Consider the following 26,414-nt stretch of genomic DNA (forward strand, 5'->3'; position numbering starts at 1 on the left):
GATAAATAATGGAAAAGGGCTCAGTAATGAGCCCTTTTTTTATAATGACCGAAGCCAGTTTTAACTTCAACGCTCTCACTCCTGACTGCATGTGGTACGCACTAGAAAGTATTGGTATCCGTGCCGAGTCAGGTTTTCTTGCTCTCAATAGCTATGAAAACCGAGTATATCAATTCATTGACGAGGAAAAGAAACGTTATGTCGTTAAATTCTATCGCCCTGAACGCTGGAGCAAAGAGCAGATCTTAGAAGAGCACCATTTTGCTAATCAGTTAGTCGAAGCAGAGATTCCCATTGCAGCGGCCGTTTCAATCAATGGCGCAACTCTGCATCAGTATAACGGTTACTGGTTCTCATTATTTAATAGTGTCGGTGGTAGGCAATTTGAGATCGATAACTTAGACCAACTTGAATGGGTTGGTCGGTTTTTAGGGCGCATTCATAAAGTAGGACAAGCGGAGCTCTTTTCGCAGCGACCAACGGTTGACCTTCATGACTATTTGTATCAACCAAGAGAAATACTCCAAGCATCAAGCTTTATCCCTTCACATTTAGAAAACGCTTTTTTTAGTGATTTGGACTTATTGATAACCCGACTAGAGCAACATTGGTATGATAACTGGCAGCCAATACGGCTTCATGGAGACTGTCACCCTGGTAATATTCTGTGGCGTGAAGGGCCGATCTTTGTAGATTTAGATGACGCGAGAAATGGGCCAGCAGCACAAGATATTTGGATGATGCTGCATGGAGAAAGACATGATAAATTAACTCAGCTCGATATTTTACTTGAAGGATACCAAGAGTTTTGCGATTTTAATCCCACTGAATTGAAACTTATAGAGCCATTACGAGGTCTTAGGATGGTCCACTATATGTCTTGGTTAGCAAAGCGATGGCTTGATCCTGCTTTTCCAAATGCTTTTCCTTGGTTTAATGACCCCAAATATTGGGAAAGCCAAGTACTCGCATTTAAAGAACAGATAGCAGCCCTAGAAGAAGCACCATTAAGCTTGCTGCCGCAGTGGTAAATAAAAATATAATTATATAAATGGAGAAAATAATGACCAAAGTAACAGCGAAACTGCTCGCATTCGCCGCGACTTTACTAATGAGCCTATCATTACATGCAGCTCAATTTGATGAAGGAAAGCACTACAATGTGTTAGATCTTCCTAAATCTGATAAGTCTCTCGTTACGGAGTTCTTTTCATTTTATTGTCCACACTGCTTTCAATTCGAATCATTGATTCAACAATTAAAGCAAGAACTCCCTGAAGGAACAGCGTTAGAAAAAAGTCATGTATCTTTCATGGGTGGCAACATGGGCTCAAACATGAGTAAAGCCTATGCAACAATGGTTTCACTGAATGTTGAAGATACCATGGTCCCTGTTATGTTTGACCGCATACATGTTAAGAAACAAATACCTAACAATGTTGAAGAGTTACGCCTAATCTTTACCGACAATGGTATCGATGGCGACAAATTTGATGCGACGTTTAACGGTTTTGCTGTGGATTCCATGGTGCGTCGCTTTGATCAAGCCTTTAGTGAAACAGGTTTAAGAGGCGTACCTTCTGTTGTTGTTAATGGTAAATATCAAGTACTTACTCAGGATATTGATTCCTTCGAGAAATATACTGCATTGGTCAACTACCTCCTGACTCTGTAGTCACCAAGATAGATTCGTGAACAATAAAATTAAAACTGAGAGCGATAAAGCTCTCAGTTTTTACTTTAAATAACACTAACCATTAGAAAGCCTTCACTAACAACCCCATCTAAAATGATACTGTCTGAGAGCTGAGCTGCTTTAATAATCGATCCATTGAACGATACCCCAAGGCTTCAGCAAGGTGTGTCCGATGAATCATCACATCTTCATTTAAATCGGCAATGGTACGCGCCACTTTCAAAATTCGATGATATGCTCGTATCGATAGTCCCAACTGGTGTAAGGTTGCTTCAAGAAACTCTGCGTCTTGTTTTTCTAGATAGCAATGCTTTTCCACCTCTCGACTCGTTAATAAACCATTGACCTTTCCTTGTCGCTTCTCCATTCTCTCCTTGGCTTGCTGTACTCTTAACTTTACCACTTCGGTTGATTCACCTCGGTCACCGCCATTGGCCAACGTACCTTGTGGCAGTGCCGGAATCTCGATCGACATATCAAACCGATCCAACAAAGGACCCGATAAACGGCTTAGATAACGCAGTATGCTTTGTGGATTAATTCTAGCTTCGTTTCCCTGATAATACCCTGTAGGGCTTGGATTAAGCGCACCGACTAGCTGAAATCGAGCAGGAAACCTCGTTTTGCCTTGCGCACGGGAAATAATAATTTCACCAGACTCTAAAGGCTCTCGAAGCGAATCCAGTACCTTACGTTCAAATTCAGGCATTTTCCTAATATCGAGTTTGAGCAATAAATATTGTCAATTTGAGGCTTGGGAGGTTTTGAGTGGTATCAGAGTTAGTAGATCGCATCGCTTCAGATGCTAGCGAAACGATAGGTCATTCATTTTGTATTTAATCGAGCAAATATCTATGTTATCCATTCAATCTGACTTCTTCATCTAGCTCCTCATCATGAATGAATATTCAATTAATCAACTGATTCAGCCACTGAATTCAGAGAGAGATTGGAGCTGCCCTTTACTAATGACCACCACATTAAATTACTAATATCCAGAGGTGTACTAACGGGGGATATGAAACACGAAAATACCCCAAAGCTAGTTAGCTCTCTTTTTCCAATTCTTAAAATATTGGCCAGACAGCAGGCTTTCAACATGTATATACATACAGTTTATTGAGTGTTGCAAGGGTTATGGCTTAAAATAGACTGGTTTTTTAATTATGACTACGCATGAATACCATACTCAACCACCTTTAATGTATTGAATAATAAGCTACTAACGGAAAGATCCAGGTTGATAACCTGCCTTGAATAGGTAGGAATATGTGCTTGCATGAATTTTCACTAGAAATTTATAATAATACTACATTAAGTTCATATGATTCCATTGGTTACCTATGATTCTTTGGGTATACTGAATGGATGAATTCGTGCTGGCACGATATTAAAATGTTAGAGCTCGGGGAATAATTTGAATATCGCACTGTTTGATTTCGATGGGACGATCACCAATGCAGATATGTACACTAAGTTTCTTCACTTTTCTGGAACAAGGCGGCGAGCACTACTGGCCAAAATAGTGTTGCCACCATTTTTCATACTTTATAAAGCGGGTATTATTCCGGCTCCTAGAATGAGAACCATTGCTAGCTTTGTGGCTTTCTCTGGCCGTAAGGTTGATGAAGTCGCAGCCGCTGGGAAGAAATATGCTGAGGATGTTGTGCCTAACTACCTTAGAGAAGAGGCCTTAAATAAGCTGAACTGGCACAAAAATAATGGTGATCAAATCGTTATTGTTTCAGCATCTCTCGACGTTTATTTAAAGCCGTGGTGTACTCATAACGGGTTTGCCCTCGTTTGTAGTGAACTTGAAGTTGAGAGTGGTAAATTATCTGGACGTTATGTTAATGGTGATTGCAGTTGTTCTAATAAGCCGAAATTTCTCGGCTCTAAGTTTGAGCTTGAGCAATACGAACGAGTTTATGCTTATGGTGACACAGCAGAAGATTTGGCAATGTTGAATGTGGCAGATGAAGCCTATTTAAACTGGGAGCCACATCCTAAGCGCTAGAGCTCTAACAAACGCATTAATAGGGACAAAAAACGTTGGCTTTTTGCTCCTTCGTCGCCAATTTTAGCCAACCCTTTTTGCCCATTATGCGGGCGTTAAATGGCAAAAATTATGCAATGGAGTAAGCGAAAGAAAAAAGTAGAAGGTTTTTTTTCAGATTTAGTACGAGGAAGAGTTGAGCTCAGGTCTACGCATTATCGTGGGAGTCATGATGAAGAAGGTCTAGGCTATATTACTTTCGATAAGAATGAAATATGGACTATGTGCACGCTATCATTTTATTCTGTTGAGTATGATCGAATTGATGAAATAGTTGAGCGAGAGAATATTACGCCATACGAAGCACAGAAAATCGCCTATGACGAACTTGCCTCTGAAGGTAAGTTTAACCAGTATACATTTTACGATTCATTGGATGAATACTGCAATAACTCTATCGATTCGTCACTTACTTCAGGTAATCTTCTTATAAGATGTTTAGCTATGCTGGATGCTCGACTTGGTAAGCGCAGGCTTAGAGCCTTGGATTTATCGGAAGAAAGTAAAAAGGTCGTAGATTTCTACAAGATAAGATGCGAGTGCGAGAATTTACAATTTAACAAGTCGCTGAAAAGCGACGCAAAAATACGCGCGCTTTAACAAGGCGTTAGCTGTAATCGAGAGTAAATACATGTACGAGAGAATTAACCCATTCAAAACGGCAGGAATGCAATGAAACAGAATATTGTACATATTGCGTTAGTAGTTAATGACTACGATGAGGCTATAGATTTCTACGTCGGCAAGCTCAAATTCGAGCTTATTGAAGATACTTACCAACCAGAGCAAGATAAACGCTGGGTTGTTGTCGCACCACCAAATTCCCACGGAGTTACTTTGTTACTTGCAAGGGCGTCAAAACCTGAACAAAAAGAGTTTGTGGGTAATCAAGCGGGTGGCAGGGTATTTCTATTTCTCAATACAGACGATTTTTGGCGAGACTTTGAACGAATGAAGTCCCTCGGTATCAACTTCATTCGAGAGCCTCAGGAGCAAGATTACGGGACGGTTGCAGTGTTTGAAGATTTATATGGAAACCTTTGGGATCTTTTACAGCTAAATCCTGATCATCCAATGGCAGAAAGGTAGCATTACAAGGCGCTTAACGGTGACCCAAAACTCTTGGTATTTTTGCTTCGCAAAAGTATAAAGAAGACTGGGTTCGGTAAAGGGAACGTTCTGGGAATTGGTGGGGGAGTAGAAGAGGGTGAAACCCCAATTGAAGCAGCTATTAGAGAATTTGAGGAAGAAGTTTTCGTCACTCCTTCCAATATGAAGTTATGTGATGTTATCGATTTCTATTTCCCTTATGTCGATAAACCAAGCTCTTGGAATCAGCGCATGTTTGTTTATTTGTCACATCACTGGGTAGGTAAAGTTGCGGAGTCTGAAGAAATTGCTCCTAAGTGGCACAACATTACTGTTTTACCATTTGACAGAATGTGGGACGACAATAGTTATTGGCTTGAACAGATCTTAAACGGTAAAGAAAGATGGTGTCAGTTTACTTTCAACCAAGAACTGAAAGTAGAGAACTGGACACAACAGGACCTTAGTGCCTCCACTGAGTTAACAAGTAAAGGCATAGGACGCGAAAAAGCCGCGCTTATGCTTTTTTAAGCCGAAATGGCTCCAGCATGACATGTCTAGAAGGACACTATGAAAAAAGTTAGCTATTTAGTAGTTTTGATGATGATATGTTCCTCGTCTTTCGCCGACGAAAAAGTATGGCCTGAAGGAAGCGCTATGTCAGTCGGGAGCAATTTTGCTTCTGAAAGGGATAGATACCAGAGCCTGACAGTAGATATGATGGATATTATTTACTCCAAACTTGAAGATCAAGACCAGGTGAGGGCGATTGAAAATCAGACTAGTGCTTTCGATAGTTATATGAAGGCTGCATGTAGAATGGTTGGCGTCTCCACAGGTTCGGGTGGTACTTGGCAATCAACTCACTCGATTAGATGCGAGCGGGGATTGGCTTATGATCGCTATTTTGCGACCAAAAATGCATTAAGGTGTATCGATAGGTCTGAAAAAAGTAAATATGTGTTGAGAACCGACAGAATCAATTGCCTTATACAAACATTAAACGTGAAACTGTATTAAAGTCAGCTAGCAGAACGCTGTACCCGAACTCCTGCGCAATCTCGTCTCCGCGAGTTAATTTAGCGTTATTTTTTCTATATTAGACATTTTCCTAGAAATACGAATTTAAGAACTCTTTAACACAATTCAGCCCAAAGTCGAGTTGAACTGTATCGGAACCAAACGCATTTATGCCCCAAACCGCGTTAGAGTAGATACTCGTAACATTCCCACAGCTTCCTCTTTGACTTAATTCATCTAATGCATTTAATATGAAATAACGTGGCTATTGGCTTAATGGCAATTCGTACCATGACTTGGGATCGCATTGAATGTGACAATCATAGATAAAGGAGATTACCTTGTGAGCAAAATTATTGTAGAAATTGTGGAAAATCCAGAGAAAGAGCATGGTTGCTGGGGAATTCAGGTAAGTAACGAAGGTGGAGATTTGTTTTTTGATACTGGTTACATTTATGAAGGGCAAGGTGCAGCGGATAGAGCATTTTGTAAGTTGTTAGATAATTTACCGAAGAAAAAATCTTAATTTGGCTTTAGTTGAATATGTGTGAGTGAACATAGGATGAGGAAAGAAATGCAGCTTCCAAAAGAATTTAGAGATGCTCACGCTGCATGCATGTTCATGCACGATGTAATGGTAGAGTTCCTCCGTTCAGGCGAAAAAAATAGCGCTTTTCGCCATGAATTTTCATTTGGAGAGCATGAGATTAAATCGCTTGAAGGTGAGATAAACATTCTCGATTGGTTAGAAAAAAAACAAAAGCATGATGAACGTAGTTTGGTTATCAGAACCGTCGTATTACCAGCCGTGTTATCTGATATGTTGCACTGTATTTATGAAGCTTTGACTGCTGCCGAAAAAGGGAAAATGTCAGTGGCTTTTATGCTACTAAGAAAACCTATTCAAGAAAGTCTTTATCTCCTCGAAGCTATGGTCATAGATGAAAATGATTTTGTCGAAAAGTTATCCCTAGATCCTATGTTTCTAAGGCCCAAAAATGGCGGAGGGCCTGAAGGGCATGCGAAACGTATCAATACTGTTTTGAATCGGATTGGCTTAGAAGGAGTTATGAGCCCAGAGTATCTCGGTGAGCTGCGTTATAACAAGTCTAGTTTTGACAGTTTCGATCGTGTTTGCAATCAAGCCACTCACTTATTTACTGAGCATAAGGCCATAAAAACAGAGCTACTTAACATAAACTTTATTTTCTCTGGGCCTGAGCAGGTCTATACGCAACAGCGTTATTTGTACACGCGACTCCCTTATGTTCTTTATTATACATACTTCCTTTTTGAGTATATTGCGTCAATTGTAACCCCAACCGAGCCAGAGTATTTGACAAATATTAATAGGCGTATCGTTGCTCTTTTTCTAATTGCATACATGCAAATAGAAGATGATTTCATGACCGACTACATGGAGCATTTAGCAGTAGTCTTTTGCGGGTATTTAGGTCTTGAAGTTGAAGATTCAGTAGACATCGATAGCTTACTAAATGAACTTGTAAGAATATCAGAAACTGGCGAACTATCATCGTAGACAAATGGTATATAAGCATTTAAGAGTGATTCCTTACGCTTGCCGGTTTCGCTTCGCTCACAGTTTAGCAAGCGTGCGTCGCATCTTAATGCTGCTACATGGCCCTATGCAAGATCTAGAGGTATACAGTGTCCAATAAAGAAAAAGAAGTAGAGTTTTATGCCGCTACGGTTGGAGCTTGGCTAAATACGAAATTTGAGCTGGATAAAAGTTTGCTAACGTTAAGTACTGGAGCAATAGGTTTACTCGTTACGCTATTAACAACCGTCGGTGCTAGTTCAGTTGAAGGGTTGGTACTGTATTTTGTGGCGCTACTATCTTTTCTTGTTTGTGTTGTCTCAATTCTTTTTGTTTTTAAACGCAATGCTAAGTATCTTGAGGGGATCGTTACTGAAACACAAACAAATGATCCTTTATTGAAGTCATTAGACACATCGGCAGCAATTTCATTTGTGTTTGGAGTTATTCTAACTCTGATCATTGGAGGTACTACTGCCATTAATCAATTTATAGAAAAGGAAATGAAAATGACAAAAGAAGTAAATAAAACTATTCATAATGTCGCTGTTGGTGATTCAATCAATGGTCTTGAGGCTCTTCGTCCTGCGAGAAAAGAAGAAGCTAGCGTTGAAGGGATTATAAACATGAAGCCTCAACAGAAACCCGAACCTACTAAAAGTAAGTCTGAAAATTAAGCCATACAAGGCAATTAAGTCGGCTTTATGAACGCGTGCTGAACTCGTTACGCTCAAACATGGCACACGTTCATTTGCCGCTTATTGCTGCGTTAAATTGAAATCTGTGCCCTGCATCCCAAAGAACCATATGAAGTCTAAATAATATACAGGTCGTCTTCATTGAAATCTGCATTTAAAGATCTAGCTTCACTTGGGTGCTTCATTTTAGTGAGAAGTGCATCCCATAATCTTTCATCGAAGCGTCCGTCTAAATATGCGTAACGACAAATATTCAAAAGTTCGCATCGATTACTTTTTCCACCGAATCTATCTTCTAACTCGTAGAAAGTAGGGCTATTGTCTTCTAGCCAAAGATCATCTAAATACTTTATTACTTCCATCGTAAATTCTGAGGAAACCACAAAGTGCTCTGAGAAACTTTCGTGTGGTCTGTCTGGTACGCTGTTATCTCCGTCTTGAAATACGGGGTATACACCATGCATCCAAGCGTAAACATATGCGTTAGACATAAGGTCTGCATTCATAGACTTCATAAAAATAATTTGGGCTCTTTGCTGAGCAAAGAGTGCTTTCATAAGAATTTCGTTAGACATACAATAACTCCATGTAACTACTTGTTGTTAAATAGCTTTACATACCCAATCTACAACTTTTTGGCTGTATGTCTATGCGCAACATCACGAATATAAAGCAATTTAGTAACGCGTTAAATTTCAGGAGGGTATGAATGCAACACGATACAGAGAAGTACAGAGAAATATTTGAAAAAATGTCCTCTGAAGAAATCGAAGAAATGAACCGACTGAATGACGATGAGCATCAACGACAAGCCGAAGGGTTTAAAGCTGGCTATGAACGAGGCGTTTGTTATTTATGTAACAAACCTTTCAAGACAATCAGTAAAGACGTACCTTGCCTTCATTGGCTCTTACGCCAGTGCAAATTCAAAAAGAAAGATTTTCCTAAAATTTACGCGAAATATGGATATGGAAATATCGCGGCATTCATTCGATGGTGCGCGAATCAGGAGCGTATGCTTTCCAACATCAATGACTTAGAAGAAGAGAAAGCAGATAGGAAAATATTGTCATATACCGTTAAGTGGAAAAATATCGAATGGACATTTGACTGCTCCAAGAACGATTTTGAGGGGCATTATGGTACATCTATTGATTATCCTCATTTTCATTTTCAAATGAGAATTGATGGGCGGCAGTTCATCAATTTTAATGATTTTCATGTTCCGTTTAATGACCATGACTTGTTCGTGCTAAAAAATAGTGTGGAGCAAGGTGATTGGTTCAAACAAAATTTCGGCTCTATAGGCTCAGGTATGCAGGAAGCAGTAAGTGTTGAGCCAAAAGACATTATCGAGCATGCAACTCGTTCGGAAAATGAGGATGAAGCTACGTATCATTTTTCGACAATGATCGATGCGAGAGATAACCCTATTTCTGGAGAGGAAATTTATGAAATACAAACAGAGGCAGAGCGAACTGGGAAATCTTTTGCTTATGTTGCTCAGAAGAGGTTAAAAGATCGAGCTAAAGTTCAAACTTCAGTTAGCCCTGCTGACTCTATACCTGACATAGCCTCAAGAACTGAGCACAAGCGGCGATAAGAGATTTAACAATAAATTTAATCAGATTCGCAACGCTTGATATTCTGAGTTCAAGGTTGGTTTTGTGTGGGCTGACCCATCAATACTGGACACTAAGCTAAGTGACTATCCATACTTATTGTTATTCATGAATTACTAATTTAGTAAAGGCGCTAGCAAGCTTTTGTCCAAAAATGAGTCAGACATATCGGCGAATACAGATCATGATTCGAGAGTCACTATTGAACTGTTACAAAATATCGACAAAATATATCGATTATTCACAATACTCCTCCTTGTCATCTAGATTACCAAATGAACCTCCGCTTATCGCCTTGGAAAAGTCCATATAGCGCGTCATTCGATTTTTAGTGTTGTATGTTAACGATTCAAGCATGATGTTAAAACTATACATATCACTACCAGCTATACCCAGATAGCCATAGCATGCGAGTACTTTTGAGATGTCGTTCATCTTTTCGTAACCGATGGCCCTTCCATCATCTTGTGTATAGTCTATGGTTAGTACATCTTGCAAGGTACGAGCAGCTTGTTTCATTGCACTTTTTGCCGACTCTTCTGCTTGGATTCCTTCGATAAATGCTTCGATGTCATCTCGAATTCCATTGTTTAGAGTATCGATACCTACGTAACTATCATCGCGGTTAAGTTGCGGCTCAAAATTTTCGTACATAATACCAAGTTGACCTCTGAAGGTGTCTTCACTTTCTAACTCTTCGATGATTTCTTCTGTCATTTCAATATAGACATCGCCTATTTGAATTACATATTCAGTAGAACCTTCCTCTTGCTCTTCATCTCCTTCAATTTGACAAGCTGTTAAAAATAATAATGGGAAAACACAAATTAAATGTTTCAACCTAAGCATACTGACTTCCTAGAAATAATAGTTATATATGAGCTTAGTCTTATACTAACCATCTACTCATATAATTCTCAATGTAGATATACGTGTAGTCGCGATTTTAGCAACTTGTATGGAAGAGTCGACGTGGTAGAAATTTGTGTAGGTACTCTAAATCGCTTTTGTCCAGAACCTCGCTAGCTCACCCGCTATACCGGGTAACTCATTACAGCTTTGATAGTTCTACCATTACCAAACTCTCAATAACTTCTTTCTCTCGATAACAATAACCCAGTTTATTCATATATGAACTTTCATGGCATAACCAAGTGATCGCCGAAATTGTACCCATGTCATTTAATTTGTTAGCTTTACCTTCTGCTTCAAACAATAGCCCGCTATATAGATAAATTGACTTAGGGTCTTTAGTTGTTATGCGTTTGGCGATTTCGATAATAATATTAACGTTGGTATCCATAACACTCTCTCAGTAATTAATTAGCTATAAGATTATGCAATGATTGGTGTTGTTGTGTTGATTGAGTAAAGTATTGAAGATTGTGACGATTGCCGTAAACGACCTTTATTTCCTTTTAACTACAATCTGTAGTGGAACGGTTAATTTGGCCATCTAGTTAGAGGTGATATCATCACCCCATAAATTAACAGGTGACGCAATGACAAAAAGTAGTTTGTAGTAAGTGGTAGGTTTTCACTGTTTAGTAAACTTATTTGTCAGCCTTAGTTAATAACTGTTGTTGTGAAAAAATAAGACGCTTCAAGGCTCTTTCTTTGCCAGTTAGAGCAAAGTGCTCTCGTTTAGCCTGCTCCAACAGCATATCAATTTGACTACGTTTTTCAGGGTATTTCTCCCAAAGCTCGTTGTAGGTTTTTATTTCGGAATCTAAAACTTTAATTTCCTCGCTAACTCTAGACTCAATTGCTACTAATTCACTAGTCGTCTGATCGATTATCTTCGTATTTACATGATCGTTTCGGACTTGAGAAAAATCATAATATCGCTCTTTTCTTTTTCCTAACGGTTGTATCAATCCATGTTTCACCAATACATGAACATTCCGAGCAATCAATCGAGTTGCTTGAGTTTTATTAAAATTTGTGGTTTCCAGTGCTAGCTGGATCAATTCTTCACGGCTTATTCTGTCGTGTTCTATTAAAGCTAAGAGAGATCTAAACTTTTGACTAATTTTAACTCTTTGACGCATTTTTTATGAAATCTCAACTTTTACAAAACTTAGGATTGCTAAGTATACACAACTGAGAGAAACTTAGACAATCTAAGCATGTGAGAATTATAAGATGATAAAACGTTGCATAACAATCCAATTCCAGCACGCCTCAAACAAGCTCGTAAGAAAATGGGCATTTCGCAGAAAGAACTTGGTATAAGAGTCGGTATGGATGAAGGCTCTGCGAGTGGTCGAATGAACCACTATGAAAAGGGTAGACATCTCCCAGATGTTGATACTTTGCGAAAACTAGCGAATGAGTTGGGCGTACCGTTAAACTACTTTTTTTGTGAAGATGACCAAAGCGCAGAACTAGCTGTTTTGATTTCTAATCTCAGTAATGATGATAAGAAGTCGTTGATTGATAAACTTAAGCATTCGAACAGAGAATAGATAAAATGATCAAACTTTATTGTTTTATAGATGGAAACTGTCTTATTTTAGATATGTTTTGATCGAACTATATTATCCACCGACATCTACATTTAAACCAATTCATCTATTGCTAATTTAGAAAACCCACTAACACTACAATTATCTATAATTGAGACAGAATAAAGCTCTACTGTCATGAGGAAATAATGCTTTTATCAATATCCGTCTGAAAAGCCCCTAACAACCTTTTGATTTCACCGAGGGCTCCGGTAGTTGTTAGCTCTTTTCTTTCTATTTGTTCTTCTAATAACTCTATTTGACGCTTAGCAAAGTCAACACTCGACTTTAGAGAAACTGCATTGTATACCTCTGTGTAGCCATGAATATCAGCAAAAGCCAAATCAATGTAGACATCCAACGAACTAAGTATTGTGTGCCCAGTCCACTGCTGAAGCTGCATTTTAAACGTTTGTGTGTGTAGCAAATGTTTTCTAAAATCATCTTTATCATTCACTTCTTTAGTAGCCAGTATAAGCTCCTTAAGTTTGTCTGTAATAAATGCATGCCTCCAAAGGTGTGGATGTAACTCTCCTTCGATGCCAAGCTCTTTTCTCCATAAGTTCATGTACGTTGTCCACGAATCAGCGGATAAGGGTTGACCTGTCTTTAAGCTGATAAAGAGGTAGTCATGCTTAGCTTTCTTCTTCATTACTTTCTTGCGAATTTTGATGTAATCCGCAATAACAGATAGTAAAAGGTGTGACACAGGAATCTTTCTAGTGGTGTTATCGTCTTTACGCTTTAAGCTAGTAAGAGTGAGCATACCTGTGCGTCTCGCTTCCTGATAATCAGTCATTTTAATCAAATGAAGCTCCGATACACGAGCGCCTAATTGCTCCATTGAAGTGTATAACGCCATGTCTCTTCTGCGTTTATCTTTGTTTTTCTGAGACTTTATAAACTCCCACACGCGCAAGGCATCATCTCCCGATACAGGGTGACGCTTCTTGATTTCATCTTTCGTTGGCACGGCCGTATGAGTGACTTTGACACCTTCAATAAACCCTCTTCGGCCTTCCTGCTTGCGCTTATAAGGCTTTTCAAGTATCTGAATAGAATTACCTTTATCCCTACCAATAAAAGCTCTCAAATCATGAAAATCTTGGACAAACTGCAAGAAGTCTAAGCAAGTATAGGCGATCTTTATAACGGAGTTATTCTTCCGTTTTAGCTCACCGAGCGCTGTCCTATCTGCTTGTAGAGATTGAATAAAAAGGGTAAATGTTTCGTCTGTAAGCTGGCTAAATCGGTTTAATAATGGCTGTTTTTCAATAAAGTGCACCAAGTGAATGATATCGTGCGCATATCCACGAATTGTGTCACTTTTTAGATTTCTCAATATCAACTTATGAATATATGCATTAGCTTCATAGCATGGCACATGGTTACTGTAGGTTACGAATGGGATGTCCAAAGGCTTACGAAATACTAGCGCACCATCAAACCCTAGGTGGCTCCATTGTTCAAAATCCTTAAGCTTGCGAACCGCCATCACACTTCCCCATTCAGTGTGTAATTCATCTGTGCTTCAATCTTCCTATTGTACTCTCGGTTAAGCTCCTGCCGTTCTTCTACTGTCCCTTCATGCACAGACAGTTGCTTTAGCCTAGAGCGTAACTCAGAGACCATACCTGTCAGTAAAGAGTTGCTGCGCTGCGCTGCATCCAGTTCCGATTCAAGCTCTGCGACTTTATGCTTTAAACCCACGACGGTTTGCTTGTTACCTTTGAATGTTTTCTCAGCATGATGCACAGCCTCTACCGCCAGCTTTGCATTGATCCGCAGTTCATCTAGGGATAAGAAGCCTCTCTCTAAAAGTGCTTCTGAAATATTTTTGACCGTGTTTAATGAGCATGAGGCTATGTTCCGCTCTTGGTTACGATATTTAGCGATAGCCGATTGCGACTTGAGTGCTTTTATTAGTTCTTCATCTCTTTTAAACTCAATGGGGGATGTAATAATTTCTCTTAACAGTTTTTCTGTTTCAAGTACCTTAGTTTGGTTTTTCTCTAAAACTTTCATTATCCCCCCTCAATCAAGGTTTTTGATTTTTAGAATTAAGTTAAAGGTTTGAGTGCCACCCCCATCACAATCATCTACGGTAAAGAACTCGGGCTCAAGCGTGATTCGTCCCTCTTCTAAAAGATGGATAACCTCCGTTTCAATGTCCTGCTCTTTTTGAAGTTGACTAATATGAGGGACCGTTAGATAAGATTCATCATCATAGTCTTCTGCTGCTTCACTCACCGACTCTATAGTGATCGGTGTTAAACTATCGCCAGTCAGACGCTCTGCAATCACTTTGCGAACCTCTTCTATTCCTTCGAGCTTCGCAAGTTCAGAGGTGGTATCGACAAGACCACGAACAATTACACTGGCTTTAGCTCCATTTAGTACCGTCCCTGTCTCCGATTCTGAGATGTAGTGGTATAGGTGTTCCATGTCTGAATGTCCGAGCATCCAGCGCAAAGCATCCATGCCATCAAACCCTTTAGACCAAAAAAATGCCATCGCAAAGAAGCGTCTCAATTGGTGTTGACGAACATAATTCCGGCGGTACTCACCGTTGTCGTACTCTACTAAGTCCGTTTCTAAGTAATCACATAAAGCATCGATATGTGCGTTGTGCGTATTAGAATTTACCTGACTTAACTGGCATCGCTGTGATTCTAAATTGTTAAACAGAGACAACTTTCCTTTGGATAAGTTTAACTCACAGGCTTTGATGTTAAATTGCTCCAGTTGCCAGATGAACCTGGCAATAGATAAAGGGATCGGTCTTTCTACGGGAGCATTTAAGCCTTTTGAACCAGTTTTCTTTACCTCAAACTTCAAGCTGTATTCAGTCTTTAGTCCTTCTTTTGAAAAAGGGTCTACATGGGGTGATAGATTGCCATGAGATTTCAATTTGACTAACTCATCTTGTCTCCGAGCCATGATTGCTCCCACCAAGACCTGTATAGCGCCTTGCAGAACAGAGAACAAATCAAACAAACTTTCGTTGGCTCGAATACGTTCGTGGCGCTTTTCAGTGCTTTCAACAAAGCCTTGAACCTGCTTTATTCCTTTTTTTATGTATTCATTACTTAAGCAATTGATTGCGTCCGTTTGAAACCAATAACCTCGCTCAGTACTAGACATCTCTCTGTGCAACTCTTCATTCCAAGCTAAGGCGCCTTCGTGTGGACGGAGATTATTGGAGTATATTCTAGTAGATTTACTTCTTGCTTTAGATAGCAGAGTTAACGTTTCGTCTAGTAAAGTAACAGCGCCTTCCTCTGAAGGTAAATGCTCTTGTGAAAAGTCGTAGCACTGACGAATTAAATTAAATACAAATTTAGGCGATAAAGTGCGAGTACGTCCTGTTTTTTTTAAACTAACTAACCAACCAATATGACCTGCACTGATACGCTCGGACGGAATTAAGGGACTTGCAGCATCTTCACGTTCAAGATTAGTATTAATCAATCGAATTGCTTCAATGTATGCCTTGATTGTGTTTTGGTTCGTGCCTATTGAGGTATCTCTATTCTCAACAGCCCGATACTCTGAGTTTCGTTTTGGCTCTTGGAGGTGAAGCTCTGCGTAATTGGGTAAGTTGATATCGTGATAAAGCATCTTACCATCAAACAACAATTCACCCAGCACAGTGCTATTGCCAACAAGTCTAGTGACTTCTCTAGTTCGATAATAACCGTGCTCAAAAAGCCAAGCACACGACTTATCCCTATCAGCTAGGGATAAGCAAATTTCATCTTGAGCATTGTTTTGTGAAATGTAGGGATACTTAGCTTTAAACGCTTGCACATCTGCATCTGAAACACCTTGAGAAGCAGTATCAAGTAGTACTTGGGTGCGCTTATCAATCTCGTACACGCCGTGGAAACTTCCGTGCTCGGCGTATTTCATCAAAATGTTCAACCAAAAGTCATCATTTACATTCAGAAGGTGATATTTTGCCAGTTTTAACTCCTTAGAGTGCAGCAAGATAGCATTGATGAGGGCGATAACTTTTGTAACTTTATGACAAGCAGTTACTGGGCTGATAATTTTCCCACCGTTTTCAAGTGGGTTATCTGCCGCTGTAATCCAGTATTTGAAACTATTTAATAACTTTTGATGCTTTGTGTTCGTTAGTTTCTTTCCATCGTCCAAATAAACCGTGTCCCAATGTATCGTTTTTGGGGTTTTTCCAAATATTAGTACCCATTTGGTTGCGGAAAAACTGGATTCTAACCATTCGGGCTGCCTGTCATCGTAGCCGTAGATACCCGTATGGATATGTGTAATGATATCTAATGCTCGATAGTCATCAGTAACTACTGAAAAATTTATAATCTCTTCAAGAGTCTCAGTACTTAGGCCATTCAACCTCGAACGGTCAAGCACGATGTCTTCAATGAGATTAGCAATGGAGGAATTGTCGATTGCAACACTTAACATAGCAGCGCTCCTTTAATTAAGTCAGCATTCAGCTTGTGATTAGTCGCAATATCAAGCATTTCCATCAAATCATTATCAGCGCCATGCTTACCTGAACTTAGCGTATCTAAGACAAACACTGCTGATTGATACCAGTGAGAAACAATATCTAAAAAAGAATCACCATCACCGCTACTTTCAACAACAATGCGTATCGCCATAAGTAACTGTAATAGAGAGGTGGATATAGTGTATGTCAAATGGTCAAATACTAAAGATTCAGAAGCTTCATTATCTGTAGAGTTTTGCTGAACAAAATCATAATCTGAATGATCTGGAATGTTGCTGATACCGTGATTTTTTAAGAACTCTTCGATATCTTGAGTGCTCATGTTTACGGCATCAAGTCGGTACACTGAGTCTTTCATGGCTTCAAGTAAAATAGCGTTCTGAAACTGACGTATCCAGCGCGCATTAAAGAAGTCCATAAGTGGCTTCGGAAGATAAGATGTCAGTAAATTTGCATCTTTCTTTTCATGACCAAGCGCTTCCGCAACCGCATCCATTGAACGTGTTTCCAAGTAAATTTGAAAACCTCTGTGTCGTCTAATCGAGCGTAATGAATGAATATCAGAAATTGCTTGAGCATCTACTAGGGTGATATCGCTGCCCTGATCAAAGAGCGATTTATCTTGAAGCCAATAATAAAAATCATTTGCCGAATGTAGAGTGGTGTTAAGGTTACTTGGGCACACTACATTGGAAACGGTTGCGGTCAAAATCAGCTTTCGCCAATTCACATCCCCTCTGTCTTTTAGGTATTCACGACTTATGTGAGTATGCCATATCAAGAAATCTACTATAGATTTAGAAAGTTCATTGAGCACAACTTCTTGTTGTGCATTAGTAGCTCCCTTGCGTACTTTGTAACTCACCGCAATGTGCTGATTTCCTACTTGCTTGTAGCCCACCATATTGCCATTTACATCAAATAGCACCCAATTTGACAACCAAGAAGGCGTTATCAGAGGGTGTTCCATCACAAGAAGGGTTAAAAGGGCACTTAGTGTTGATTTGGTGGGTAAGTTTAACTCAATATGGAGTTGGCTAGCATTACCGTGAAACCCCAAAAAGGATTGATAGTTTGAACAATTAGGACATATACCGTGTTTATTAAAGGTTGCTACTGTATTATCCAGGTTGTCTGTACCGACAAAATTCTTATATTTAGAGATATGTGAATTATTGCTCAGTGGTTTAACTGAGCCTGTTTTACGAAAAGCTTTATTTCTATCTTCTTTCTTTAAAAGCTCCTCAAACTTCAAGAGACATATATGCCTGATGTGCGCCATGTCTCGCTCTATACGTTGTTGAATAATTGAAACAGTCTCTTCATCTTTAATTTTGAGTGGGATGTTAGCAAACCATCTGCTGCTTTCTAACTGTGTTGCTTTGCCACCAATTGAAAAAGTGGGTGCTGCATTTTTCGGGTCTTTCCAAGCTGGAACGATAAATGATTTGTGGGGTTCAGAGAAAACACCAGTGTTGATAAAGCACTCTGTATAAAAGTTAATGGTATTTCGCCACTGAGCATGAAAAGTCTTTGGGCAGTGCTTGGCTGCTTGGGAGCGCACAAATAGCACTTTAAACACCTTGTGGAAAAAGAGCTGCACATGATTACGGCTCAAAAGTGCCTCTATTGTCAATCCGTCCCGTTCGTTATAAATAGTAGAGATACCGGAAAAAAGAACTTTCAGTGCTCCTAATGCCTTAGCCAGAGATGTTGATTTCTGTGTATAAGCATAGTTTTTTAGAGCCAAATGAACTTTGTTTGTAAACGCTTCGCCAAAATTCACATAAAGTGTATCAAGATGAACCTCAAGGCTTTTACCTTCTTTTGATAACACTTGCCAACCCTTTACGTAATCAGCTTTTTCTTTATCTATCTCAAGCTTTCGAAACTGTGCTAGACAGTTCGAAGCATCCTCTGTAATTTTGGCGGTTGATAACTGCACTTCATCAAGGGTTAATTGCTTGTCCTGTGCAATGTAACGGAAAAGATATTTGAATTGGTTGCATAGGGTATATCTGTGATTGATAGTGATACTATCACTGCTATAAATAAAACCGACGAGCGACTGGAAGTGTGCATTGAGTGAGTTTGAGTCATTCAATATTTTAAATGCTGTGTAGTTGGTTTGTTCAACCAAGTAACAGTATGCCGCATAAAGATTCAGTACTGGCTGTATTGTCTTATTACGGACTGAGGATTCCGCAGCAGATGTTAGGTAGTTTGAGTATTTGACTGATAGTGCAGTGTTTAATAAAGAAAGCTCATTTAGTGTTTTGACATTCACAATCAAACTCCATAGATTGACATTGCAATAACAACCTAGTCATCAAAGTGATTATTGTCAATGTAAAAAAGAACAGAAAAACAAAATATAATTGATTTAATTCAATAACTTATTTACTTTTGATGTGTTTTGATTATTGGGACTACAAAAGTCTCATCGAGAAAAAGCAACCCATTATGAGCAAGAGAAATCTCTCCGGGTCTAGGATTAGAACCACCACCAACCAACGCCGCCATTGAACTTGAATGATGGGGTGAACGAAAAGGGCGCTGCTTCCAATTATGTTGATTAATATCTTGCTGAACCAAAGATCCCACGGCAGCGGTTTCCATTGCCTCGTTTTCATTCATATCTGGGAGCAAATCACGCAAACGGGAAGCGAGCATGGTTTTTCCTGTTCCTGGTGGCCCTAAAAATAAAAGATTATGGTTACCTGCAGCCGCAATTTCTAATGCTCGCTTACCTTGTTGCTGTCCAATAATATCTTGTAAATCTCGACCGTGAGTTTCTTGTACCACAACGCGGCTCTCTTCATGTAGTGCCAGCTCACTAGAACCACAAAGCGCTTCACAAACATCTAATAACGTTACTGCAGAACGATGAGTATCTCTCCCGACGAGTGCAGCTTGCGCACCATTCATTTGAGGAACAACTAAACTTCGTTTCGCGGTTCGCGCCGCTAATGCAGCAGGAATGACGCCTTTTACAGAACGTAGATCACCGGACAATGCCAGTTCTCCTAAGAATTCGTATCCTTCAATAAGATCAGCTGGAATTTGCTCAGAAGCAACTAAAATGCCTAATGCGATAGGTAAGTCAAAACGCCCACCTTCTTTTGGGAGATCGGCTGGTGCTAAATTTACCGTAATACGCCTTGGTGGAAACTCAAAACGTGAGTGCATTATCGCACTTCTTACTCGATCACGTGACTCTTTCACTGTAGTTTCGGGCAAGCCGACTAAAGCAAAACCGGGCATACCATGACTGATATCCACTTCGATGGTCACTTCCGGTGCTTCCACTCCAACACATGCACGACTATGGATAATAGCAAGTCCCATATTCTTCCTTTCTCATTGATTACGTGGAATTATCAGGCTGAAATACAACCATGTTCGAACCTTGAATGATATTTATACCCTGCTTTCAAGGTGGCTAAATATGAAAAAAGAATGAGTTTTTACTTGTCATACGATGGAATAGTATGGTACCACTACGGCATCGGATTAAATGTCCAACAAATATGTCGAAAAGAGCTCACAATTTAATGAACTTTAGCGTTTACATTTCTGCACTGATTAACCTGATTGTCGTGGTGGTCATTATTGATACCGCGCAGGGGCTAGTGGATAAACGATAGACAAAAGAATCACAAAACCCCCGCACTGAAAAGTCCGGGGGTTTTTTTACAACTATTAAAATAGAATTCGCATGTTGATTAGTTAATCACATCAAGCGAAAAGAACGGGAGCCGCACATGTCGTGCATTTACAGAACAACACGTAACGTTCAACGTTATGCCATTGGAGGGCGACAATGATTGGAGCAAAGCTTGTCGTAGAAGCACTAAAGAAACAAGGAATTAAGACCGTTTTTGGTTACCCAGGTGGAGCCATCATGCCGATCTATGATGCCTTGTATGAATGCGGTGTCGAACACATTTTATGCCGTCATGAGCAAGGTGCTGCGATGGCCGCTATTGGCATGTCGCGTTCTACTCAAAGTGTCGCGGTCTGCCTAGCAACATCTGGTCCGGGTGCCACAAACCTGGTTACTGGTTTAGCTGATGCATTTATGGATTCAATCCCTGTTGTTGCCATTACAGGTCAAGTAGCAAGCCCATTAATTGGTACCGATGCGTTCCAAGAAATGGATGTTATTGGGATGTCGCTTTCTTGTACCAAACACAGCTATCTCGTCACCGATATTAACGAACTTGAAGCAACATTAGCAGAAGCATTCGAAGTCGCCGTTTCAGGACGACCAGGCCCAGTAATTGTTGATATCGCAAAAGATGTACAACTCGCAATGGCACCAGTGGTGAGCAACCCCGAGATCACTCCAGCGCCAGTACCACAAGTTACAACCGATCAACTTAGCCAAGCACAAGAACTCCTAAATAGCAGTACACGCCCGGTGTTATACGTTGGTGGTGGGGTACAACTTGGCAAAGCAACGAATACTGTACGTGAATTCTTGCGCATCAACCCAATGCCTTCGGTAAGTACTCTTAAAGGGCTGGGAACCATTGAGCGTAATGATCCGCATTATCTAGGTATGTTAGGAATGCATGGCACTAAAGCCGCAAACCTTATCGTACAAGAGTCAGACTTGCTGATTGCTATCGGTGCTCGCTTTGATGACCGAGTGACTGGAAAACTGGATACCTTCGCGCCTCATGCGAAAGTGATTCATCTTGATATTGACGCTGCTGAGTTAAACAAATTACGCCTTGCGAACGTTTCTCTACGCGGTGATATTAATACCGTTTTACCTCAACTTGAAATGAGTAAAGATATTTCGCCGTGGCTCCATCATAGTGAAAGCTTACGTAGTGGTTTCAAATGGCGTTACGACCACCCAGGTGATCTGATTTATGCGCCGTTAATGCTAAAGCAACTTTCAGATATGATGCCGGACTCTAGCGTAGTCTCGACCGATGTTGGCCAACATCAGATGTGGGCAGCTCAACACATTCAGCCTCGCGAACCGCAGAATTTTATTACTTCTGCAGGCTTAGGCACGATGGGCTTTGGTTTACCAGCCGCTCTTGGGGCCGCTAAAGCACGCCCAGACGATCAATCTATTTTAATCTCTGGTGATGGTTCATTTATGATGAACGTTCAAGAGCTTGCTACCCTTAAACGCTATAACATCCCAGTGAAGATGGTCTTAATCAACAATCAACGCTTGGGTATGGTGCGTCAATGGCAGTCTCTCTTCTTTGAAAACCGCTATAGTGAAACCATTTTGGACGATAACCCGGATTTCGTCATGCTTGCGAAAGCCTTTGATATCCCAGGGAAAACTATCACTACAAAAGAAGAAGTCGAACCAGCCCTTAAAGAGATGCTCGAAAGCAAAACAGCCTACATGCTTCATATACTTATAGATGAAGAAGAAAATGTATGGCCACTTGTACCACCTGGTGCTGCAAACAACGAAATGTTAGAAAATACTTAGGAGAACTCACTAATGGAAAGATATCTACTCGACATCAAAGCCGACGATAAACCGGTTCTATTAGAACGCGTTCTCCGTGTAGTTCGTCATCGTGGGTTTGTCATTAAGCAGGTTGCTGCGACTCAAAACCATGAAAGCAAAGTCGCCAGCGTCGAAATCATTGTCGACAGCGATCGTTCTATTTCAATGCTGGTCAATCAAATAGAAAAATTGTGGGATATTCGCTCTGTTGATGTAACAGAGATTAGTAGCAACGATTTACCAAACAACAACTTACAACAAAAGATTTGTGCCTAGTTAAAATTGAGATTCAAGGATTATTTTCTGAATAACGAAGATAATCCTCTTATCACCGACATCTAGCTCAATTTTTAACGGTATTACTCGTGCTACCGTTATGTTGAATGTTAACAACACAAAACAACGCAGGTAAAACACAATTTTGCCGTGCATTGAGGAAATTAATACGCATATGAACAGGACAGTTGCAAAGTAACTTCCCGTTTGTAACGTAGACCAAGTCACAGTGGGTAAAGTAAGCTTATGCCACTGCTTTACATTACCAATTTACCCATTAGCAAAATCATTGAGGGAATAGAGAATGCCAAAATATCGTTCGGCGACAACCACACACGGTCGTAACATGGCTGGTGCTCGTGCTTTATGGCGCGCAACAGGTGTAAAAGATGAAGATTTCGGAAAACCAATTATTGCCGTAGTGAACTCATTCACACAGTTCGTACCTGGCCACGTTCACCTAAAAGACATGGGCCAATTGGTTGCTGCTGAAATTGAGAAAGCGGGCGGTATTGCGAAAGAATTCAATACCATCGCTGTCGATGACGGTATCGCAATGGGCCATGGCGGCATGCTTTACTCTCTGCCTTCACGTGAGCTAATTGCTGACTCTGTTGAGTATATGGTGAACGCACACTGTGCTGATGCAATGGTATGTATCTCTAACTGTGACAAAATTACTCCGGGAATGATGATGGCGGCTTTACGCCTTAATATTCCAGTGATTTTCGTGTCAGGTGGCCCAATGGAAGCCGGTAAAACTAAGCTTTCAGACCAAATTATTAAGCTCGATCTTGTTGATGCTATGATGCAAGGTGCCGATCCTAATGTTCCTGAAGCACAAAGCGAGCAAGTTGAACGCTCGGCATGCCCAACTTGTGGTTCATGTTCTGGCATGTTCACTGCTAACTCAATGAATTGCTTGACTGAAGCTCTAGGTTTATCTCAACCGGGCAATGGCTCAATGCTTGCGACTCACGCTGACCGTGAAGCTCTGTTCTTAAATGCTGGTAAGCGTATCGTAGAATTAACTAAGCGCTACTATGAGCAAGATGATGAAAGTGCTCTACCACGCAACATCGCTACTAAAGCCGCATTTGAAAATGCCATGGCTCTAGATATCGCAATGGGTGGTTCAACCAACACGGTTCTTCACTTATTAGCGTCTGCACAAGAAGGCGAAGTCGACTTCACTATGACCGATATTGATGCAATGTCTCGCCGTGTACCACACTTATGTAAAGTAGCACCATCAACGCCACTTTATCACATGGAAGATGTCCACCGTGCTGGTGGCGTAATGGCTATCTTAGGTGAACTAAACCGTGCTGGCTTATTAAATAGCGACACTCGCACTGTTCTTGGCATGTCATTAGAAGAGCAATTAGCTCAATACGACATCATGACGACTGAGTCTCAAGAAATTAAAGACTTCTTCCGTGCTGGACCAGCTGGAATTCGTACCACGAAAGCCTTTAGCCAAGATTGTCGTTGGGAAACTCTAGATGATGACCGCGAAGGTGGTTGTATCCGCACAAAAGAAAATGCCTTTAGCCAAGATGGTGGCTTAGCAGTACTAAGCGGCAACATTGCACTCGACGGTTGTATCGTTAAAACTGCAGGTGTTGATGAGAGCATTCTTAAATTCCAAGGCCCAGCAGTCGTATTTGAAAGCCAAGAAGATTCTGTTGAAGGCATCTTAGGTGGAAAAGTAAAAGCGGGTGATGTGGTTATTATTCGTTACGAAGGCCCTAAAGGTGGTCCAGGCATGCAAGAGATGCTTTACCCTACAACCTATCTAAAATCGATGGGATTAGGAAAAGAGTGTGCCCTACTTACCGATGGTCGTTTCTCTGGCGGAACCTCTGGTCTTTCAATCGGTCACGCATCTCCAGAAGCAGCCGATGGCGGTGCCATTGGCCTAGTTAAAGATGGTGATATGGTCACAATCGACATTCCTGGCCGTAGCATTTCACTAGAAATCTCAGAAGATGAAATGGCAAGCCGCCGTGCCGAGCAAGATAAGCTCGGATGGAAACCAGTCTCTCGTGAGCGCGAAGTTTCATTTGCTCTAAAAGCCTACGCAAGCATGGCAACGAGTGCAGATAAAGGCGCGGTAAGAGACAAGTCTAAACTAGAGGGCTAGTCAAATGGGTGACGCAAAACCAACTGGCGCGGATTATCTGCGTCAAATACTGCGCGCTCCTGTCTATGAAGTGGCGTTAATTACGCCACTTCAAGATATGCCCCGCCTGGCGGAACGAATTCACAATCGAGTTCAACTCAAACGTGAAGATCGCCAACCGGTACATTCGTTTAAGCTGCGCGGCGCATACACTATGCTCACCAGCCTAGACGACACACAAAAATACTCTGGTGTTATTGCAGCTTCCGCAGGAAACCACGCTCAAGGCATGGCTCTTTCTGGTACAAAATTAGGCATCAAAACAACAATTGTTATGCCCAAAACGACGCCATCGATAAAAGTCGATGCAGTTCGTAGTTTCGGCGGCAACGTGGTTTTATTTGGTCGTAATTTTGATGAAGCAAAAGCAGAAGCTGAGCGTCTAGCAATTGAATCAGGTTACACCTTTGTTCCTCCCTTTGATCACCCATTGGTTATCGCTGGGCAAGGTACTATCGGCATGGAAATGCTGCAACAAAATGGCCACTTAGATTATATCTTTGTCCCTGTTGGTGGTGGTGGTCTAGCGGCTGGTGTGGCTGTATTGATCAAACAGCTCATGCCTGACGTTAAAGTGATTGCCGTTGAACCAGAAGACTCTGCCTGTCTAAAAGCGGCTCTTGATGCTGGGAAACCAGTGGTGTTAGACCAAATAAGCATGTTTGCTGATGGTGTTGCCGTTAAGCGCATCGGCGATGAGACATTCCGAGTTTGTCAAAAATACTTAGATGGTCATATCACGGTATCAAGCGACGAAATTTGCTCTGCAGTTAAAGATATTTTTGAAGACACTCGAGCAATTGCTGAGCCTTCTGGCGCACTTGCTCTTGCCGGCCTAAAGAAATATGCAGAACAAAATAAGCTGGTGGATAAACAGCTTAGTGCAGTCCTATCTGGTGCCAACACCAATTTTCATGGCCTGAGATACGTTTCAGAGCGTTGTGAGCTTGGTGAAAAACGGGAAGGCTTACTTGCGGTTACTATTCCAGAAACCAAAGGGGCATTTTTCGAGTTCTGCCAAATCATTGGTGATCGCGCAGTGACTGAATTTAACTATCGTTACAATGATGATCAACTTGCCAATGTGTTTGTCGGTATTCGATTAAATGGTGGTCAAGACGAGTTAAACAGCATCATTCAAGATCTTCGAACGGGTGGGTATCCTGTTGAAGACTTATCTGACGATGAAATGGCTAAGCAGCATATTCGCTATATGATAGGCGGGAAACCGTCCAAACAGCTTAATGAACGCCTCTACGCATTTGAGTTTCCAGAATATCCAGGCGCACTAGTGAAGTTTTTAAGCACATTAGGAACTCACTGGAATATTAGCCTGTTTAATTATCGTAATCATGGTGCGGATTATGGGCGAGTTTTATGTGGATTTGAGCTCACAGAAGACAATCTACCTCGTTTCTCTGCTCATTTAGTCGAACTTGGCTATCAATATAAAGATGAAACGGATAATCCTGCCTACAAATTCTTCTTATCCTGATAAATAAGAATGTTACTTTACTCAATCACCAATGTTACTAAAATTTAACATCTAAGTAACATAAATCAAAAAGTAGTAGGCAAAAAAATTCCCGCTGAGTGATCAGCGGGGAAGCCCAAGAAATAGAGTAATATAGGAGTGCTATGGAAGCTGTCTGTGATTCAACTGAATGATAAGAAGTCTCTCAGACTGATATAGCCAGCAGTAATTGTTAACTATATGTTAA

Annotated in this window: 24 protein-coding genes and 2 pseudogenes; 16 read left to right on the forward strand and 10 right to left on the reverse strand. The window is 40.7% G+C overall.

All coding sequences use genetic code 11. The features are described 5' to 3' along the window. Positions 1–8 precede the first annotated feature (8 nt). Positions 9–1,031, forward strand: a complete 1,023-nt coding sequence (locus ACWU4D_RS18330) for a serine/threonine protein kinase (protein ID WP_456052896.1) — start codon at positions 9–11, stop codon at positions 1,029–1,031. A 32-nt stretch (positions 1,032–1,063) separates the two neighbouring features. Next, entirely contained in the window at positions 1,064–1,675 is a 612-nt protein-coding gene (locus ACWU4D_RS18335) for a thiol:disulfide interchange protein DsbA/DsbL (protein ID WP_456052897.1), read from the forward strand. Positions 1,676–1,784: 109 nt separating this feature from the next. Here ACWU4D_RS18335 and ACWU4D_RS18340 read toward each other — a convergent pair. Further along, positions 1,785–2,429: pseudogene (locus ACWU4D_RS18340) on the reverse strand (ATP-binding protein); the annotation flags it as partial. A 684-nt stretch (positions 2,430–3,113) separates the two neighbouring features. Between ACWU4D_RS18340 and ACWU4D_RS18345 the strand changes: the two are divergent. The 8 genes from ACWU4D_RS18345 to ACWU4D_RS18380 all read left to right on the forward strand — a co-directional run bounded on the left by ACWU4D_RS18345 (position 3,114) and on the right by ACWU4D_RS18380 (position 8,096). After that, on the forward strand, positions 3,114–3,713 hold the full coding sequence (locus ACWU4D_RS18345; RefSeq protein WP_456052898.1) for an HAD family hydrolase: 600 nt from the start codon (positions 3,114–3,116) through the stop codon (positions 3,711–3,713). A gap of 99 nt (positions 3,714–3,812) precedes the next feature. Continuing rightward, the gene (locus ACWU4D_RS18350; RefSeq protein ID WP_456052899.1) at positions 3,813–4,352 is read left to right on the forward strand and encodes an SF0329 family protein; all 540 of its coding nucleotides are present in this window, start codon (positions 3,813–3,815) and stop codon (positions 4,350–4,352) included. Between the two features lie 72 nt (positions 4,353–4,424). Continuing rightward, positions 4,425–4,841 carry a VOC family protein gene (locus ACWU4D_RS18355; protein ID WP_456052900.1) on the forward strand — a complete coding sequence of 139 codons (417 nt, stop codon included), beginning with the start codon at positions 4,425–4,427 and terminating at the stop codon, positions 4,839–4,841. Between the two features lie 33 nt (positions 4,842–4,874). Continuing rightward, positions 4,875–5,372: an NUDIX domain-containing protein gene (locus ACWU4D_RS18360; RefSeq protein ID WP_456052901.1), complete on the forward strand. Its 498-nt coding sequence runs from the start codon at positions 4,875–4,877 to the stop codon at positions 5,370–5,372. Between the two features lie 39 nt (positions 5,373–5,411). Further along, positions 5,412–5,861 carry a hypothetical protein gene (locus ACWU4D_RS18365; protein WP_456052902.1) on the forward strand — a complete coding sequence of 150 codons (450 nt, stop codon included), beginning with the start codon at positions 5,412–5,414 and terminating at the stop codon, positions 5,859–5,861. A gap of 343 nt (positions 5,862–6,204) precedes the next feature. Beyond that, on the forward strand, positions 6,205–6,387 hold the full coding sequence (locus tag ACWU4D_RS18370) for a hypothetical protein (protein WP_456052903.1): 183 nt from the start codon (positions 6,205–6,207) through the stop codon (positions 6,385–6,387). Positions 6,388–6,435: 48 nt separating this feature from the next. Continuing rightward, positions 6,436–7,401 (forward strand): hypothetical protein, encoded by a 966-nt coding sequence (locus tag ACWU4D_RS18375; protein ID WP_372155773.1) that lies wholly within the window; start codon positions 6,436–6,438, stop codon positions 7,399–7,401. Between the two features lie 128 nt (positions 7,402–7,529). Continuing rightward, positions 7,530–8,096, forward strand: coding sequence for a hypothetical protein (locus ACWU4D_RS18380; protein ID WP_456052904.1), 567 nt, complete (start codon positions 7,530–7,532; stop codon positions 8,094–8,096). Between the two features lie 137 nt (positions 8,097–8,233). On the opposite strand, the gene ACWU4D_RS18385 is transcribed toward ACWU4D_RS18380, so the two are convergent. Then, positions 8,234–8,692 (reverse strand): hypothetical protein, encoded by a 459-nt coding sequence (locus tag ACWU4D_RS18385; protein WP_456052905.1) that lies wholly within the window; start codon positions 8,690–8,692, stop codon positions 8,234–8,236. Between the two features lie 134 nt (positions 8,693–8,826). Between ACWU4D_RS18385 and ACWU4D_RS18390 the strand changes: the two genes are divergently transcribed. Beyond that, positions 8,827–9,720: a hypothetical protein gene (locus ACWU4D_RS18390; protein WP_456052906.1), complete on the forward strand. Its 894-nt coding sequence runs from the start codon at positions 8,827–8,829 to the stop codon at positions 9,718–9,720. Positions 9,721–9,976: 256 nt separating this feature from the next. Here the strand turns inward: ACWU4D_RS18390 and ACWU4D_RS18395 are convergent, their stop codons facing one another. The 3 genes from ACWU4D_RS18395 to ACWU4D_RS18405 all read right to left on the reverse strand — a co-directional run bounded on the left by ACWU4D_RS18395 (position 9,977) and on the right by ACWU4D_RS18405 (position 11,790). Further along, the gene (locus ACWU4D_RS18395; protein WP_456052907.1) at positions 9,977–10,588 is read right to left on the reverse strand and encodes a chromosome partitioning protein ParA; all 612 of its coding nucleotides are present in this window, start codon (positions 10,586–10,588) and stop codon (positions 9,977–9,979) included. Positions 10,589–10,790: 202 nt separating this feature from the next. Then, on the reverse strand, positions 10,791–11,042 hold the full coding sequence (locus ACWU4D_RS18400; RefSeq protein ID WP_456052908.1) for a hypothetical protein: 252 nt from the start codon (positions 11,040–11,042) through the stop codon (positions 10,791–10,793). Between the two features lie 250 nt (positions 11,043–11,292). Continuing rightward, positions 11,293–11,790 (reverse strand): hypothetical protein, encoded by a 498-nt coding sequence (locus ACWU4D_RS18405; protein ID WP_456052909.1) that lies wholly within the window; start codon positions 11,788–11,790, stop codon positions 11,293–11,295. Positions 11,791–11,895: 105 nt separating this feature from the next. Here ACWU4D_RS18405 and ACWU4D_RS18410 point away from each other — a divergent pair, with 105 nt between their 5' ends. Beyond that, on the forward strand, positions 11,896–12,207 hold the full coding sequence (locus ACWU4D_RS18410) for a helix-turn-helix domain-containing protein (RefSeq protein ID WP_456052910.1): 312 nt from the start codon (positions 11,896–11,898) through the stop codon (positions 12,205–12,207). Between the two features lie 175 nt (positions 12,208–12,382). Here ACWU4D_RS18410 and ACWU4D_RS18415 read toward each other — a convergent pair whose 3' ends face one another. From ACWU4D_RS18415 to ACWU4D_RS18435, 5 genes and pseudogenes are all read right to left on the reverse strand, one after another. After that, a complete protein-coding gene (locus ACWU4D_RS18415) occupies positions 12,383–13,741 on the reverse strand; it encodes a tyrosine-type recombinase/integrase (protein ID WP_456052911.1) in 1,359 nt (452 codons plus the stop codon). Further along, positions 13,741–14,271 carry a hypothetical protein gene (locus ACWU4D_RS18420; protein ID WP_456052912.1) on the reverse strand — a complete coding sequence of 177 codons (531 nt, stop codon included), beginning with the start codon at positions 14,269–14,271 and terminating at the stop codon, positions 13,741–13,743. Before ACWU4D_RS18420 ends, ACWU4D_RS18415 begins: the two co-directional genes overlap by 1 nt. A 9-nt stretch (positions 14,272–14,280) precedes the next feature. Then, positions 14,281–16,692, reverse strand: a complete 2,412-nt coding sequence (locus ACWU4D_RS18425; protein WP_456052913.1) for an integrase — start codon at positions 16,690–16,692, stop codon at positions 14,281–14,283. Then, positions 16,686–19,028: a hypothetical protein gene (locus ACWU4D_RS18430; RefSeq protein WP_456052914.1), complete on the reverse strand. Its 2,343-nt coding sequence runs from the start codon at positions 19,026–19,028 to the stop codon at positions 16,686–16,688. Before ACWU4D_RS18430 ends, ACWU4D_RS18425 begins: the two co-directional genes overlap by 7 nt. 152 nt (positions 19,029–19,180) lie before the next feature. Then, a pseudogene (locus ACWU4D_RS18435) lies at positions 19,181–20,089 on the reverse strand (YifB family Mg chelatase-like AAA ATPase); the annotation flags it as partial. 475 nt (positions 20,090–20,564) lie between these two features. On the opposite strand from ACWU4D_RS18435, the gene ilvG reads away from it, so the two are divergent. From ilvG to ilvA, 4 genes are all read left to right on the forward strand, one after another. Then, positions 20,565–22,211, forward strand: a complete 1,647-nt coding sequence (gene ilvG / locus ACWU4D_RS18440; RefSeq protein WP_456052915.1) for an acetolactate synthase 2 catalytic subunit — start codon at positions 20,565–20,567, stop codon at positions 22,209–22,211. Positions 22,212–22,223: 12 nt separating this feature from the next. Further along, a complete protein-coding gene (gene ilvM / locus ACWU4D_RS18445; RefSeq protein ID WP_456052916.1) occupies positions 22,224–22,508 on the forward strand; it encodes an acetolactate synthase 2 small subunit in 285 nt (94 codons plus the stop codon). Between the two features lie 304 nt (positions 22,509–22,812). Further along, positions 22,813–24,654, forward strand: coding sequence for a dihydroxy-acid dehydratase (ilvD, locus tag ACWU4D_RS18450; protein ID WP_456052917.1), 1,842 nt, complete (start codon positions 22,813–22,815; stop codon positions 24,652–24,654). A gap of 4 nt (positions 24,655–24,658) precedes the next feature. Continuing rightward, on the forward strand, positions 24,659–26,188 hold the full coding sequence (gene ilvA / locus ACWU4D_RS18455; RefSeq protein ID WP_456052918.1) for a threonine ammonia-lyase, biosynthetic: 1,530 nt from the start codon (positions 24,659–24,661) through the stop codon (positions 26,186–26,188). Positions 26,189–26,414: the final 226 nt, after the last annotated feature.

This window comes from Vibrio phycocola (assembly GCF_053850235.1).